General features: G+C 45.4%; 13 protein-coding genes and 1 pseudogene. All 14 read left to right on the top strand.

Features of this window, described 5'->3' with window-relative positions:
- The first annotated feature begins 59 nt into the window (after positions 1-59).
- The 14 genes and pseudogenes from rimP to dut all read left to right on the top strand — a co-directional run bounded on the left by rimP (position 60) and on the right by dut (position 14,146).
- Complete coding sequence (gene rimP, locus PAENI_RS17230) at positions 60-527, top strand: ribosome maturation factor RimP (RefSeq protein ID WP_042128863.1); 468 nt, start codon at positions 60-62, stop codon at positions 525-527.
- 26 nt (positions 528-553) lie between these two features.
- Positions 554-1,651 carry a transcription termination factor NusA gene (gene nusA / locus PAENI_RS17225; RefSeq protein ID WP_042189417.1) on the top strand — a complete coding sequence of 366 codons (1,098 nt, stop codon included), beginning with the start codon at positions 554-556 and terminating at the stop codon, positions 1,649-1,651.
- A 27-nt stretch (positions 1,652-1,678) separates the two neighbouring features.
- On the top strand, positions 1,679-1,987 hold the full coding sequence (rnpM, locus tag PAENI_RS17220; protein WP_042189416.1) for an RNase P modulator RnpM: 309 nt from the start codon (positions 1,679-1,681) through the stop codon (positions 1,985-1,987).
- Positions 1,980-2,301: pseudogene (locus PAENI_RS17215) on the top strand (YlxQ family RNA-binding protein); the annotation flags it as partial. The gene rnpM and the pseudogene PAENI_RS17215, both read left to right, overlap by 8 nt.
- Positions 2,296-4,941 (top strand): translation initiation factor IF-2, encoded by a 2,646-nt coding sequence (gene infB / locus PAENI_RS17210; protein WP_149646130.1) that lies wholly within the window; start codon positions 2,296-2,298, stop codon positions 4,939-4,941. The pseudogene PAENI_RS17215 and the gene infB, both read left to right, overlap by 6 nt.
- A gap of 18 nt (positions 4,942-4,959) precedes the next feature.
- A complete protein-coding gene (rbfA, locus tag PAENI_RS17205) occupies positions 4,960-5,307 on the top strand; it encodes a 30S ribosome-binding factor RbfA (RefSeq protein WP_042128856.1) in 348 nt (115 codons plus the stop codon).
- Positions 5,308-5,377: 70 nt separating this feature from the next.
- A complete protein-coding gene (locus PAENI_RS17200) occupies positions 5,378-6,355 on the top strand; it encodes a DHH family phosphoesterase (protein WP_149646129.1) in 978 nt (325 codons plus the stop codon).
- On the top strand, positions 6,352-7,266 hold the full coding sequence (gene truB / locus PAENI_RS17195; RefSeq protein WP_149646128.1) for a tRNA pseudouridine(55) synthase TruB: 915 nt from the start codon (positions 6,352-6,354) through the stop codon (positions 7,264-7,266). The genes PAENI_RS17200 and truB overlap by 4 nt, the downstream gene beginning before the upstream one ends.
- Positions 7,267-7,303: 37 nt before the next feature.
- Positions 7,304-8,251 (top strand): bifunctional riboflavin kinase/FAD synthetase, encoded by a 948-nt coding sequence (locus tag PAENI_RS17190; RefSeq protein ID WP_042189412.1) that lies wholly within the window; start codon positions 7,304-7,306, stop codon positions 8,249-8,251.
- Between the two features lie 148 nt (positions 8,252-8,399).
- The gene (gene rpsO, locus PAENI_RS17185) at positions 8,400-8,669 is read left to right on the top strand and encodes a 30S ribosomal protein S15 (protein WP_036656390.1); all 270 of its coding nucleotides are present in this window, start codon (positions 8,400-8,402) and stop codon (positions 8,667-8,669) included.
- Between the two features lie 392 nt (positions 8,670-9,061).
- A complete protein-coding gene (gene pnp, locus PAENI_RS17180) occupies positions 9,062-11,164 on the top strand; it encodes a polyribonucleotide nucleotidyltransferase (protein WP_149646127.1) in 2,103 nt (700 codons plus the stop codon).
- A gap of 232 nt (positions 11,165-11,396) precedes the next feature.
- On the top strand, positions 11,397-12,380 hold the full coding sequence (locus PAENI_RS17175) for a polysaccharide deacetylase family protein (RefSeq protein ID WP_076285434.1): 984 nt from the start codon (positions 11,397-11,399) through the stop codon (positions 12,378-12,380).
- A 76-nt stretch (positions 12,381-12,456) separates the two neighbouring features.
- Positions 12,457-13,725 (top strand): M16 family metallopeptidase, encoded by a 1,269-nt coding sequence (locus PAENI_RS17170; protein WP_042189409.1) that lies wholly within the window; start codon positions 12,457-12,459, stop codon positions 13,723-13,725.
- Positions 13,700-14,146 carry a dUTP diphosphatase gene (gene dut / locus PAENI_RS17165; RefSeq protein WP_188114606.1) on the top strand — a complete coding sequence of 149 codons (447 nt, stop codon included), beginning with the start codon at positions 13,700-13,702 and terminating at the stop codon, positions 14,144-14,146. Before PAENI_RS17170 ends, dut begins: the two co-directional genes overlap by 26 nt.
- Positions 14,147-14,332 lie beyond the last annotated feature (186 nt).

The raw sequence follows: 14,332 nt of genomic DNA, 5'->3' as shown, positions 1-14,332 counted from the left end.
AAACCCACTCTTTATCTTTGGTATATAGCAAAAGACAAGTTCGTGGAGGTAATTTTCTTTTGAGCACACCCAAATCTAAAATTAAACAAACGGTAGAGCAGATGCTCGGGCCCTATCTCGACGACAATGGTTTCGAACTGGTGGACGTTGAATACGTGAAGGAAGGCTCCAATTGGTTTCTGCGTATATTCGTAGATAAAGAAGGCGGCATTGATATTGATGACTGCGGAAGCATTAGCGAATATTTCAGTCAGCAGTTGGATGAGAATGATCCTATCCCTGAGGCATATTTCCTTGAGGTTTCCTCACCGGGAGCAGAGCGTCCTCTCAAAAAGGCTGCGGATGTAGCTAAAGCGGTAGGTAAGGACGTGTATGTGACTGTTTATGAGCCGATTCAAGGACTCAAAGAATTTGAAGGTCGTTTGCTCTCGTTCGAGAACGAGGAACTGCTCATCTCCGCGGGCAAAAAAGAACATGTAGTACCGTACGCCAAAGTCGCAAGCGCGAGATTGGCCATTATTTTTTAACGTCTTGAAAGGGGGGCCGGAAATTCATGAGTATGGAGTTTATTGAAGCAATGAATGAGCTGGAAAGGGAGAGAGGCATCAGTAAAGATGTGCTGTTCGAAGCGATCGAAGCGGCGCTGATCTCTAGTTATAAACGTAATTTCAATGCAGCACAGAACGTGCGTGTTGACATGAACCGCAACACAGGTGTCATTAAAGTGTTTGCCCGCAAGCTAATTGTTGAAGAGGTCCTGGATACAAGGACTGAAATCTCATTGCCGGCAGCCAGAGAAATTAACCCGCATTTCCAGCTTGAAGACATTGCTGAGCTTGAAGTAACACCACGTGATTTCGGGCGTATTGCTGCACAGACTGCAAAGCAGGTTGTAACACAACGGATTCGCGAAGCAGAGCGTGGACTCATCTATAATGCCTTTATTGACAAAGAAGATGATATTGTAACAGGACTTGTACAACGTCAAGATATGCGGAACATTTACATTGATCTTGGTAAAATCGAAGCGGTCTTGCCGCTTAGTGAATTGATGCCAGGTGAGAAGTTTAAACAAAGCGAGCGTATCAAGGCTTATATCACTAAAGTTGAGAACACCACTAAAGGACCGCAAATTATGCTGTCCCGCAGTCATCCCGGATTGCTGAAGCGTCTGTTCGAACTAGAAGTTCCGGAAATTTTTGATGGTGTAGTTGAAATTCGTTCCGTAGCTCGTGAAGCTGGCTTCCGTTCGAAGATTGCTGTGTATTCCCGCAATCCGGAAGTGGATCCAGTTGGTTCTTGCGTAGGCCCAAGAGGAACACGCGTTCAAACCATCGTTACTGAGCTTCGTGGCGAGAAGATCGATATCGTCCGTTACTCTGATCTGGTGCAGGAGTATGTCGCTAATGCACTCAGCCCTTCTAAGGTGCTTGAAGTTCAAGTCTTTGAAGCAGAGAAAATGGCACGGGTGATCGTTCCTGATTATCAATTATCACTGGCTATCGGTATTAAAGGGCAAAATGCACGTCTTGCCGCTAAGCTTACCGGCTGGAAAATTGATATCAAGAGTGAAAGTCAAGCGGAGCAGGAATACGGTAGACCGAGAACTTCTATTGATGAAATGCATCAGGATTCCGTCTCCATTGATTAATTAACCTGCTTGACGGGAGGCGTATGTATGAAACAAAGAAAGGTGCCGCTGCGCAAATGCGTTGCTACCCAAGAGATGATGCCGAAAAAAGAGCTGATTCGAGTGGTTAGAACGCCCGAGGGCGAAGTACTGATTGATCTGACAGGTAAGAAGTCAGGCCGTGGTGCTTACATATGCGGCAAGCTTGAATGCTTTAAGCTGGCACAGAAGAATAAAGCACTTGACCGCGCTTTGAAATGTCAAGTGAGTCCTGAAATCTATGACCAGCTTGCCCGGGAGTTTACTTCCGTGGAAGAGCAGTTTCTAGCAGCAAAGGATAGTGAGGATAATGAGTAAGGCGCTTTCTTATTTAGGGCTTGCCATGAGAGCAGGCAAGATAGTCACCGGCGATGAGGCTGTACTCAAAGCTGTACGGTCTTCAGAGGCGAAGCTGGTCGTTCTGGCAGGTGACGCTTCAGATAATACCCAAAAAAAGTTCCGTGATAAATGCGGAACCTACGATATTCCACTAGTAATCGCATTTCACCGAGACAGCCTCGGTGCAAGTATTGGTAAAGACCAGCGTGTAGTACTGGCCATTACGGATAAAGGATTCGCGGAAATGATCTCCAAGCAACTCGGAGATACTGTCGGAGGTGGATTTATTGACTAAAGAAGAGAACAAAGATAAATTGCGCGTGTACGAATACGCCAAGTCACTAAACATGAGCAGTAAAGAAATTATTACAATTCTGAAGCGTTTGAATGTCCCTGTGAATAATCATATGAGTGTCATGGAGAACGGTTCCGTGAACAAAGTAGAGCAATTCTTCAAGGATATCAAGTCGAACGCTGCAGCCAAACGGGATACCAGCTCTAGCAGCCGTCCGGTGACAACCGGTGCGGTAACTGCCGAACCCCAAAGTGCTCAGAATGCCAACAAAAATCAACAGGAAAAGCAGGTAGGTATGAACAGTAACCAAAACAACAACCAATCGACGACGTCCCCAAGGCCCCAAAGCGGACAAGATTCCCGCAGAACAACAACAGGTTCAACGCAGAATGCACGTCCGCAACAAAGCGGAGCTCCACGTACTAACAGTACTAGCGGAAGCCGTCCGCAAGGAAGTAGCACAGGCGGCAATCGTCCACAAGGTAGCAACACTGGTGGCAGCCGTCCGCAAGGTAGTAATACTGGCAGCCGTCCACAAGGTAGCAGTACCGGTGGTAGCCGTCCGCAAGGTAGCAGCACTGGTGGCAGCCGTCCGCAAGGTAGTAATACCGGTGGTAGCCGTCCACAAGGAAGCAATACTGGCAGCCGTCCGCAAGGACAAAGCAGTGCACCTCGCACTGACAGCCGCCCACAAGGTCAATCTGGCACTGGCGGTGGCTTCACACGCGGTGACGACAGAGGTCCTAAGAAGAACGCAACTGGTGGTAGACCAAATACGAACAATAGACGGTTTGATGATGGCAAAGGCGGTAACTACCGCGGTCGTGGTGGTAAGAATGGCCGCGGCAAGAATCAGCCAATGGTTCACCGTGAGAAGATCGATAACACACCTAAGAAGATTATCGTTCGTGGTAGCATGACTGTTGGTGAAACAGCAAAATTGCTTCACAAAGACGCTTCTGAAGTGATTAAGAAACTGATCTCTATGGGTGTTATGGCAACCATCAACCAAGAGCTGGATATCGACACCATCCTGCTACTCGCTGCTGAATTCGGCGTAGAAGTAGAAGTGAAGATTCCTGTTGATGAGGATAGCTTTGAAACTGTGGAAGAGAATGATGCTGAAGAAGAACTTCAGTCACGTCCTCCAGTAGTTACGATCATGGGTCACGTTGACCACGGTAAAACTACTTTGCTGGATGCCATTCGTTCGACGAGTGTATCTCTAGGCGAAGCAGGCGGAATCACACAGCATATCGGTGCTTATCAAGTTGAAATCAACCAGAAGAAAATCACGTTCCTAGATACACCTGGTCACGAAGCATTTACTGCTATGCGTGCTCGTGGTGCACAGGTAACAGATATGACTATTATCGTAGTTGCTGCTGATGACGGTGTTATGCCTCAGACCGTTGAAGCTATTGCACACGCTAAGGCTGCTGGACTTCCGATTATTGTCGCTGTTAATAAAATCGACAAGCCGGGTGCAGATCCTGACAAAGTGAAGCAAGAGCTTACAAGCTATGAACTCGTTCCTGAAGAGTGGGGCGGAGATACCATCTTCGTTAACCTTTCTGCAAAACAACGTATTAACTTGGAAGAACTGCTGGAAATGATTCTGCTCGTTGCTGAAGTAAATGAGTACAAAGCGAACCCTGACAAACGGGCACGCGGTACGGTTATAGAAGCTGAGCTTGATAAGAATCGTGGACCAGTTGCACGTGTTCTGGTACAGAACGGTACATTGAAAGTCGGCGATGCATTTGTAGCAGGTAACTGCTTCGGACGTGTACGTGCGATGGTTAATGATAAAGGACGTAAGATCAAGGAAGCTGGACCTTCCACTCCAGTAGAAATTACTGGTTTGACTGAGGTACCACAAGCTGGCGATCCGTTTATGGCTTTCGAAGACGAGCGTAAAGCTCGTGCGATTGCTGATAGACGTTCCACATCCCAACGTCAATCTGAGCTGAATACGAACACCCGTGTAACATTGGATGATTTGTTCCAGCACATTAAAGACGGCGAGATCAAAGACCTTAACGTTATCATTAAAGCTGACGTACAAGGTTCAGTCGAGGCACTTAAAGGTTCCCTGGCTAAGATCGAAGTGGAAGGCGTCCGCGTGAAGATCATTCACAGCGGTGCTGGTGCCATTACGGAATCCGATATTACACTTGCAGCAGCATCTAATGCTATTGTTATTGGCTTTAACGTTCGTCCGGACGCTCAAACCAAGGCAGCTGCTGAACAAGAAAAAGTAGACGTTCGTCTCCATAACATCATCTACAATGTAATCGAGGAAATCGAAAGTGCAATGAAGGGTATGCTTGATCCTATCTATAAAGAGAACGTTATCGGTCACGCTGAAGTACGTAGCGTCTTCAAAATCAGTAAAGTGGGTACCATTGCAGGTTGTATGGTAATTGATGGTAAAATTACCCGTAATGCTGAAATGCGCTTGATCCGTAGCGGAATCGTTGTATTTACAGGTAAAGTTGATACCTTGAAACGCTTTAAAGATGATGCCAAAGAAGTGGCGCAAGGTTATGAATGCGGCATAACTTTGGAACGCTATAATGACGTCCAAGAGGGCGACATTATCGAAGCGTTTCTTATGGAAACTGTAGAGCGCTAAGCGAAGAGGTGAATATAGATGTCTAAAATTAGAGCAGGACGAGTGGGCGAGCAGATCAAGAAAGAGCTTAGTCAACTTATCCAAAGCGGACTGAAAGATCCTCGAATCGGTTTTGTAACTGTAACTGGCGTAGACGTGACTAACGATCTGTCGCAAGCGAAAGTATACCTAAGCGTGTTCGGGGATGAAGAGCAGAAGTCAGGCTCCCTTAAAGCGATTGAGAAAGCTAATGGTTTTCTTCGCTCCGAGCTTGGCAAGGCGATTCGCCTTCGGCATACACCGGAACTGATCTTCAAGATCGATGAATCTGTCGCTTATGGCAGTCACATTGAGAAACTTCTTGGAGAGCTTCATAAGAACGATTAGAAATAGGTAATAAAAGGAGTTCAAAATAGCTCAAGGCTATTTTGAACAACCTTTATAAAGGAGACGGCGAATGCAGAGCTATGAACAAAGTCTCCAGCAGACCCGTGAGTTTCTGCTGGAACACGACGATTACCTTGTAGTGTCGCATGTTCAGCCGGACGGAGATGCAGTCAGCTCCACCCTAGCGGTGGGCTGGCTTCTCTCATGTCTGGGCAAAAAATACACTATGCTGAATGAAGGACCGATACCGAAGCGGATGGAATATTTATGGCATTCGGATGAGATCATCAATATGGCCTCTAGTGAGCCGCCCCGTCAATACAGCAATGTGATCTGTGTGGATTGTGCTGATTTTCAGCGAGTAGGACTGACTCATCGCTATTTTGCGAAGGATGCTCTAATCCTGAACATTGACCATCATCCCACTAACAACGGTTATGGACTTGTGAATTTAATAAAACCGGATGCTGCTGCGACTGCGGAAATTTTGTTCGATCTGCTGAAGACGTTCGAGATTCAATGGGACATTGATATCGCCACAGCTTTATACACAGGTCTTTTGACAGATACTGGTGGATTTCGATATACCAATACATCACCAAAAGTAATGGCAGCCGTATCTGAACTGCTTTCTTATGGCGTTAACGGTCCTGAACTGGCTGAGACATTACTTGAAGAAATGACATTGCCGCAGATTAAAATTTTAAATAAAGCGTTAAATACTCTTCAATTATCACCCGAAGGGGATATTGCCTGGCTCTATGTTACACCGGAGGATATGATTGAATGTGCTGCTGCTAATGAAGATTTAGAAGGTCTCGTGAACTACCCTCGCAATATTCGAGGTGTGGAAGTAGGGATTCTGTTCAAAGTCATTCATGAACATGCGGTTAAAGTTAGTTTGCGTTCTGCGGGTAAGGTCGACGTGGCTGATCTCGCGCAAACGTTTGGAGGTGGCGGTCATACCCGTGCTGCAGGTGCGCGTATAGAAGCTACACTCGAAACGGCAATAGCGCAGGTGCTTGAGGAGGTAAGACGTCATTTATGAGTGAATTAGAAGGTGTACTGGCGGTTTACAAGCCAGCCGGGTTCACTTCACATGATGTTGTGGCCAAGGCACGTCGTATTCTCGGCATGAAACGGATCGGACATACGGGAACGCTTGATCCACAGGTAACAGGTGTGCTGCCACTTTGTCTGGGCCGTGCTACTCGTGTCGTGGAGTATATTCAGGAGTTGCCTAAAGAATATGTGGCAACACTGAGACTAGGGATGTCCAGTGATACTGAGGACTTAACTGGGACTATTATAGAAACTGTAGATGAGGTGCATGTAACTGAAGAAGAGATTCTATCAGTGCTTGCTTCATTTAAAGGGGTTATATCTCAGGTTCCACCGATGTATTCTGCGGTTAAAGTTGACGGCAAACGTCTTTATGAGTTAGCAAGAGAAGGTAAAACCGTTGAACGTAAAAGCCGTGAAGTAGAGATTTATGAAATTGAAATGACGGACATGACTTGGGAAGGCAATCATCCCGATATCACATTCCGGGTGCTTTGCTCCAAGGGGACGTACATTCGTACGCTCTGTGTCGATATCGGACGAGCACTTGGACTGCCGGGTGTGATGGTGAAACTAGAGAGAACGATGTCGGCAGGGATTTCTGCCAGTCATTGTCTTACGCTAGAGGATATTGCGATTCACAAAGAAGCCGGAACATTGGAAGATCATTTAATCGCTGCAGACGAAGCCATTTCTCATATGCCAAAGCACACTGTAATGGATGAGAAAAAGAAGGCAGCTTTGCAGGGGCAGCGTTTGTCCTCACGATTTATCGCTCCAGAGGTGAAGACGAACAGTCAATTTCGGCTATACGATCTTCAAGGTGGATTTCTTGGCATTTATGAATTGGAAGATACAGGTGCAATTGCTCCAGTGAAGGTATTTGCACAAGCTTAAATCAATTTTACCAAGTGAATTGTAGGTGAGAAACAGCGTGAGAACCGTAACGTTAACCTATCCGATGTCTCCGGAGACTGCTGCAGAGTGGGCTCAGCCTCAAGTGGCTGCTCTAGGGCAGTTTGACGGATTGCATCGTGGACATGCTAGCGTCATTACATCCGCTGTGGCCCTAGCCCGTAAACAAGGTGTGCCGGCCGCAGTCCTTACATTTCATCCCCATCCTAAAGATGTTATGGGTAAGGGTGATTATGAAGGGTATTTGACGCCACCCGTAGAAAAGCAGGAGATTCTTGCTAGTTTGGGTGTCGATATCTTATATGTTATTGAATTTAACGAGCAGCTTTCCCGTGTAAGTCCACAGAATTTTGTCTCTGTTATGCTTTTACCGCTACATATTGTAACTGCAGTTGTCGGCTTTGACTTTCGTTTTGGTTATCAAGGTGAAGGCGATGTTGAGATGCTTCGCAAGCTGGGTGAAGGTGTTATGAATGTAGAGGTTGCTCCCCCTTTTCTGCTAGATGGTGAGAAGGTCAGCAGCTCCGGCATTCGTAAAAGTCTCCAAAACGGGGATTTAGAGCTGGCAAACTCCTGGTTCGGACGTTGCTACTATCTGCGCGGTGAAGTGGGTCATGGTGAGAAGAGAGGTCGCACCATTGGTTTTCCAACGGCGAATTTGAAGCTCAGTGCTCATTTTGTCATTCCGACTAAAGGTGTATATGCGGTCCGAGTCTTTTATAAGGATAAAGTTTTGTACGGGGTTATGAATGTGGGCGTTAAACCTACCTTTCATGAGGGTGTATTGACGCCAAGCTTTGAGGTCCATCTGTTTGACTTCGAAGGTGATTTGTATGATCAAGAGCTCAAGGTAGAGTTAGTATCTTACATTCGTCCTGAACGAAAATTCGAATCTATTGGTGCATTGATTACTCAAATCGGTGAGGATGCAGAAACCGCGAAGAAGATTTTGGGGTATAATCTATAGTCATCCCGGACAAGCCGTTTACTTTTGTTAATGGAGATGCTATACTAATAAACGTTGCTGGCTTACAGCACCATAACCTTAGCTTGGTTGCACGTTCTCACCGACGGTGACGAGGCTAATGGCGATTATATTGAAGGAGGTGAACAGGATGGCATTAACTCAAGAACGTAAACATCAATTGATCGACGAGCACAAAACTCACGAATCCGATACTGGATCCCCTGAGGTGCAAGTTGCTATCCTAACGGAGAACATCGTTAATTTGACTGACCACTTGCGTACGCACAAGAAAGATCATCACTCCCGTCGCGGATTGTTGAAAATGGTTGGACAACGTCGTAAACTTCTGGCGTATTTGAAAAACAAAGACATCAGACGTTACAGCGCCCTGATCGAAAGACTGGGATTGCGTCGTTAATTTTCCATAAGATAACCCTTAAAGCAGCCTGGTTGTATACCGTATGTCCTTCTCGGAGCGACAGCGGGACAGCTGGGTTGCTTTTTGAAAATTTAGGGAAAACTTTATAGCAAGACTGATGAGATTATTCGTAAAAACGGCCACTTTACATCATCTGTAAGACTTAGCCGTTTCTTCTTATATGTATACAGAACAGGCTACATACCTTAAATTATAAGAAAGTATAAGTTTCATGCTATACTTTATCCTTATAATTCTCGCATAAACGCTACCGTCCTTATAAGGACGCCGAAGGCGTTTTTAGCTTGGGGACAAGCCTTTCCGATTCATTAGATCGATATGTGAACCTGCAATATTTGACTGCGGGTCTACTACTATTCAAGGAGGTATTTATGGAAAAACGTGTAGAAATGCAGCTAGGCGGAAGACGCCTTGTGCTGGAAACGGGCCGACTAGCTAAACAAGCAAACGCAGCCGTTATGGTGCGTTATGGGGATACTTCGGTATTATGTACCGTTACGGCTTCGAAAGAGCCGAAGGATCTGGATTTTTTCCCGCTTACAGTTAACTATGAGGAAAGATTATATGCGGTAGGTAAAATTCCGGGCGGATTTATTAAACGGGAAGGCAGACCGAGTGAGAAAGCGATTCTGTCCAGCCGTTTGACTGACCGTCCAATCAGACCACTGTTCCCTGAAGGTTTCCGTAACGATGTTCAGGTATTGAACATGGTAATGAGTGTGGATCAGGACTGCGCACCAGATATTGCTGCTATGATCGGTACTTCAGCTGCACTTAGTATTTCAGATGTGCCTTTTGATGGACCAATTGGCGGCGTTGCTGTAGGTCGGATTAATGGAGAGTTTGTGATCAATCCGGATATGGCTCAGCAAGCAATCAGTGATATCTATGTAGTGGTTGCTGGAACGAAGGAAGCAATCATGATGGTTGAAGCAGAAGCGAACGAAGTGACGGAAGATGTGATGCTCGAAGCGATTATGTTCGGTCATGATGAAATCCGAAAGATCGTTGCAACCATTGAAGAACTGGTCAAAGTGGCTGGTAAAGAAAAAATGGCTGTGAAGCTGCATGCAGTGAATGCTGACGTGAATACTGAGGTCCGTGCATTTGCTGAGGCTCGTCTGGTGGAAGCCGTTAAAATTGCTGAAAAACATGCTCGTCAGGAAGCGATTGATGTCGTTAATAATGAAGCGGTTGCGTATTTCGTAGAGAAGTACATAGAAGCACCGGAGCTTCTGAAAGATGTTAAAGAAGTCCTACATGATATCGTGAAGGATGAAGTAAGACGTCTAATCACGCATGATAAGGTTCGTCCAGATGGACGTAAACTTGATGAAATCCGTCCGATTGAATGTGATACAAGCCTGTTGCCGCGTACACACGGTTCCGGTCTGTTCACACGTGGACAAACACAAATCCTTAGCGTTTGTACCCTTGGAGCTCTAGGTGATGTACAAATCCTCGACGGAATCGATCCTACTGAAACGAAACGTTTCATGCACCATTACAACTTCCCGCCGTTCAGCGTAGGGGAAGCTCGTCCGCTTAGAGCACCAGGACGACGTGAAATCGGTCACGGAGCACTTGGAGAACGTGCATTATCCAAGGTAATTCCTAGTGAAACTGAATTCCCGTACACGATTCGTCTAGTATCAGAAGCGATTGAATCTAACGGTTCTACTTCCCAGGCAAGTATCTGTGCCAGCATTCTGGCTATGATGGACGCTGGTGTGCCAATCAAAGCACCAGTAGCCGGAGTAGCAATGGGTCTGATCAAAGACGGAGATCATGTCTCCATCCTGACGGATATTCAAGGTATGGAAGATCATCTCGGAGATATGGACTTCAAGGTAGCTGGTACAGCAGAAGGTGTTACAGCTATTCAAATGGACATTAAGATTGCAGGTATCGACCGCAACATTCTTCAAGATGCACTTCAACAGGCTAAAGAAGGCCGTCTGTTCATCTTGGACAAAATGAATGAAGCGATCTCTGCGCCAAGACCTAATCTGTCCAAATATGCTCCAAAAATCATTATTATCAACATCAATCCGGACAAAATCCGTGATGTTATCGGTGCTGGTGGTAAGATTATCAATAAAATTATTGAAGAAACCGGCGTGAAAATCGACATCGAACAAGATGGCCGTGTCTTTATCGGTTCTTCAGATGAAGAAATGATCCAAAAGGCTCGTTCGATTATCGAAGGTCTTGTGCGTGAAGTACAAGTCGGAGAAATCTATGTGGGTACAGTTAGACGTATTGAGAAATTTGGTGCATTTGTTGAACTTATTCCGGGCAAAGACGGATTGGTACACATTTCCCAATTGTCTACTGAGCGTGTGGCTAAGGTAGAAGATGTTGTTGCTATTGGTGACACCATTACCGTTAAAGTTACCGAGATCGATCCACAAGGCCGGGTTAACCTGTCTCGTAAAGCAGTGTTGACTTCGGAAACTGGAGCTAAAGCGTAAGATTGATCTTAGTAATAACCTTTACTAAAGGGATCTAATTTCATTATTAAAAGAGACAGAAGCGATTTGCGTTCTGGCTCTTTTTTTATATGAACGAAGCTGGAAAACTGTATATTAGTCTTGTATCTGTTCATGACATAAATTCCTTCCTTGTCTCATAGATTGGGACAAAGTGTCTTTGTAATCGTGTGGAACGAACCTGAAATTCGTCTCTACCGGGGAGGAAGTCGTCATGAAGACGGAAAAAGTGGCATTAGTGGTTGCTTGTGTAGCAATCGTGATAGGAATTGGTAGCACACAGGGACCAGTCAAGGACATGCTTGCGCAATTGAAGCCGCAGGATGATCTTGCGGTGTGGATGGATATCCCTAAGGCGGCGAACAACGATCTTCGTCTGAGGATTGAGACCGCCGCGGCCAAGCTAAATGCACCTCCAGTGGATGCAGTGGTTGACCGGGTGTGGAAAGCCATTCCGGGTTATAACGGACTTGAGATTGATGTAGAGAGTACCTATCGGAATGCTCTTTTGGCACCAAAAGAACCCATAAAGTTAGTGTATCGGCAGATCGAACCAAAAGTATCGTTAAATGAACTGGGAGCAGAACCTATATATCGAGGAAATCCGGCGAAACCGATGGTATCACTGATGATTAATGTGGCTTGGGGGAATCAGTATATCGTGCCAATGCTGGATATTTTGGATGAAGAGAACGTGAAAGTTACGTTTTTTCTGGATGGAAGCTGGCTGAGTAAGAATCCAGAGCTTGCTACAGAAATGTTAAAGCGTGGTCATGAGATGGAGAATCACGCCTATACCCACCCCAATATGAGTACTTTAAGTCGAGCGCGGGCTACCGTTGAGATTGAGAAGACGCAAAAGCTGCTAAAGGAATCGCTTGGAGTCACTAATAAATGGTTCGCGCCTCCATCTGGTGATTTCGATCAAGAGACAGTAGAAATCGCTAGCAGCTTGGGCTTAAAGACTGTACTCTGGACTGTAGATACGGTGGATTGGCGCAATCCTTCTCCTGAATCTATAGTTGCTAAAATCACAAGCAAAGCTGAACCCGGCACGCTTGTTCTAATGCATCCTACTGCCTCATCCTCCAAGGCGCTGAAGGCCATGATACGCGGGATAAAGGCAAAAGGGTTACAGCTAGGAACAGTTAGCCAAACGCTGTCAGCGGAGCGTCTAATCCCCTCTGATGTTGAGTGAGTGATCTATTTCTGGTAGGATTATAGGCACGTGTATTAATTTAGATAGAACATGGCTATTGCCAGGAGGACATGAAGTGGAAAAAATAGTATTATCCAATGGATTACGAGTAGTGATGGAAAAAATTCCGACCGGCCGGTCCGTTTCATTTGGAATATGGGTGAAGACAGGTTCGCGGAATGAACACCCTGGAAACAACGGGATATCCCATTTTGTAGAGCATATGCTTTTTAAAGGTACGGACCGATATAGTGCTAAAGATATTGCCGAACAGTTCGATGCTATTGGCGGCAATGTAAATGCGTTTACTTCTAAGGAATATACTTGCTATTATGCAAAAGTACTGGATGAACATCTGCCTATCGCAGTAGATGTGTTAGCAGATATGTTCTTCCGTTCACGTATGGATGCTGAAGAGCTGGAGAAAGAAAAGAACGTCATCCTTGAGGAAATTTCTATGTGCGAAGATACACCAGACGATCTTGTGCATGATTTGATGTGTGCTGCTGCTTACAAGGATCATCCGCTTGCGTATTCTATCCTTGGCTTAAAGGAACGGCTGATGGAGATGAAGCCGGATGATCTTCGTGCCTACATGAAGGAGCAGTATACGATTGAGAATACGGTAATTAGTGTAGCTGGGAACATCAGCGATGGATTGATTGAGCTGCTGGAGCAGCATTTTGGTTCTTTTGCTAATCATGGCACATCTGCGCCGTTGACTCCACCGGATTATTATGGGGACTTGTTGTTTCACCGCAAAAAAACAGAACAGAATCATATCTGTCTTTCCCTACCAGGGGTCCGCTCTGGCGACCCATTGCAATATGCTATGGTGCTTATTAATAATGCCATTGGCGGCGGTATGAGCTCACGGATGTTCCAAGAGATTCGCGAAAAACGTGGTCTAGCCTATTCTGTATATTCATACCACAGTTCTCAAGCGGATTCTGGTTTGTTCACGGTCTATGCTGGAACAGCACCGAAGCAAACTAAGGATGTAACGGAGCTAATTAAGGAAATGATGTACGAACTTGCTACTGAGGGTCTTAGTGAAGATGAACTGAGAAAAGGCAAGGAGCAGCTTAAAGGTAGCCTTATTCTTAGCCTGGAGAGTACTAGTAGCCGGATGAATCGAATCGGAAAAAATGAACTTATGCTCGGAAAACATAACACATTAGACGATATGATCGCCAAGATTCAGTTAGTAACGATGGACAATATCAACAGTGTGCTTGATAATATGTTTGCTGAGCCGCTTTCTTTAGCGATGGTAGGTTCAACAGATAAAGCTATTGCAAATGTTAGGAGAGATGATCTTGTCTTATTACGTACAAATCAATAAACTAGCTGGAAACGAGGATGTTAATCTTCCTTGTAAAATGTCAGAACAGGCTTCCGGGTATGATCTATATGCCGCAGTTGATAGCGAAGTCGTGCTTGCACCTGGAGAACGTGCATTAATTCCAACAGGCATATCATTAGCTATGCCAGACGGATTAGAAGCTCAGATTCGTCCACGAAGTGGACTAGCCTTGAAGCATGGGATTACGTGTTTGAACACACCTGGAACGATTGATGCTGATTATCGTGGAGAGATCAAAGTGTTGTTGATCAATCTAGGGCAAGAGCCGTTTGCTATCGCTCGTAATGAGCGCATTGCCCAAATGGTATTTCAAGCGGTTCCAGTGGTCACTTTGGTTGAAGTAGATGCTTTATCCGAAACAGAACGTGGAGCCGGAGGCTTCGGTCACACTGGCAAATAATATGACTTATTAAAAAGCTTGCGAATTTATGCCTAGTCGGCGTGATTCGCGAGCTTTTTTTTCGTTTAAATATGGCGATTTATAAGTTTCACATTTAAGCTGCATGGTAATTCTTCTCCGCTTTTCACCCATTAAGAATGCCCAGCATAAGATGCTCTATAGTCGATAGTGTATGTTGAAAGGAGC

Origin of the sequence: Paenibacillus sp. B2(2019), assembly GCF_008370385.1 — a bacterium.
Taxonomy (GTDB): domain Bacteria; phylum Bacillota; class Bacilli; order Paenibacillales; family Paenibacillaceae; genus Paenibacillus_AQ.
This window is presented reverse-complemented; position numbering and strand designations above follow the sequence as displayed.

Excerpts from the sequence above, each read along its gene's own strand:
- nusA (WP_042189417.1), top strand. The coding sequence starts at position 554 with ATGAGTATGGAGTTTATTGAAGCAATGAATGAGCTGGAAAGGGAGAGA.
- PAENI_RS17200 (WP_149646129.1), top strand. The coding sequence starts at position 5,378 with ATGCAGAGCTATGAACAAAGTCTCCAGCAGACCCGTGAGTTTCTGCTG.
- rpsO (WP_036656390.1), top strand. The coding sequence starts at position 8,400 with ATGGCATTAACTCAAGAACGTAAACATCAATTGATCGACGAGCACAAA.
- pnp (WP_149646127.1), top strand. The coding sequence starts at position 9,062 with ATGGAAAAACGTGTAGAAATGCAGCTAGGCGGAAGACGCCTTGTGCTG.
- rnpM (WP_042189416.1), top strand. The coding sequence starts at position 1,679 with ATGAAACAAAGAAAGGTGCCGCTGCGCAAATGCGTTGCTACCCAAGAG.
- PAENI_RS17175 (WP_076285434.1), top strand. The coding sequence starts at position 11,397 with ATGAAGACGGAAAAAGTGGCATTAGTGGTTGCTTGTGTAGCAATCGTG.
- truB (WP_149646128.1), top strand. The coding sequence starts at position 6,352 with ATGAGTGAATTAGAAGGTGTACTGGCGGTTTACAAGCCAGCCGGGTTC.
- rbfA (WP_042128856.1), top strand. The coding sequence starts at position 4,960 with ATGTCTAAAATTAGAGCAGGACGAGTGGGCGAGCAGATCAAGAAAGAG.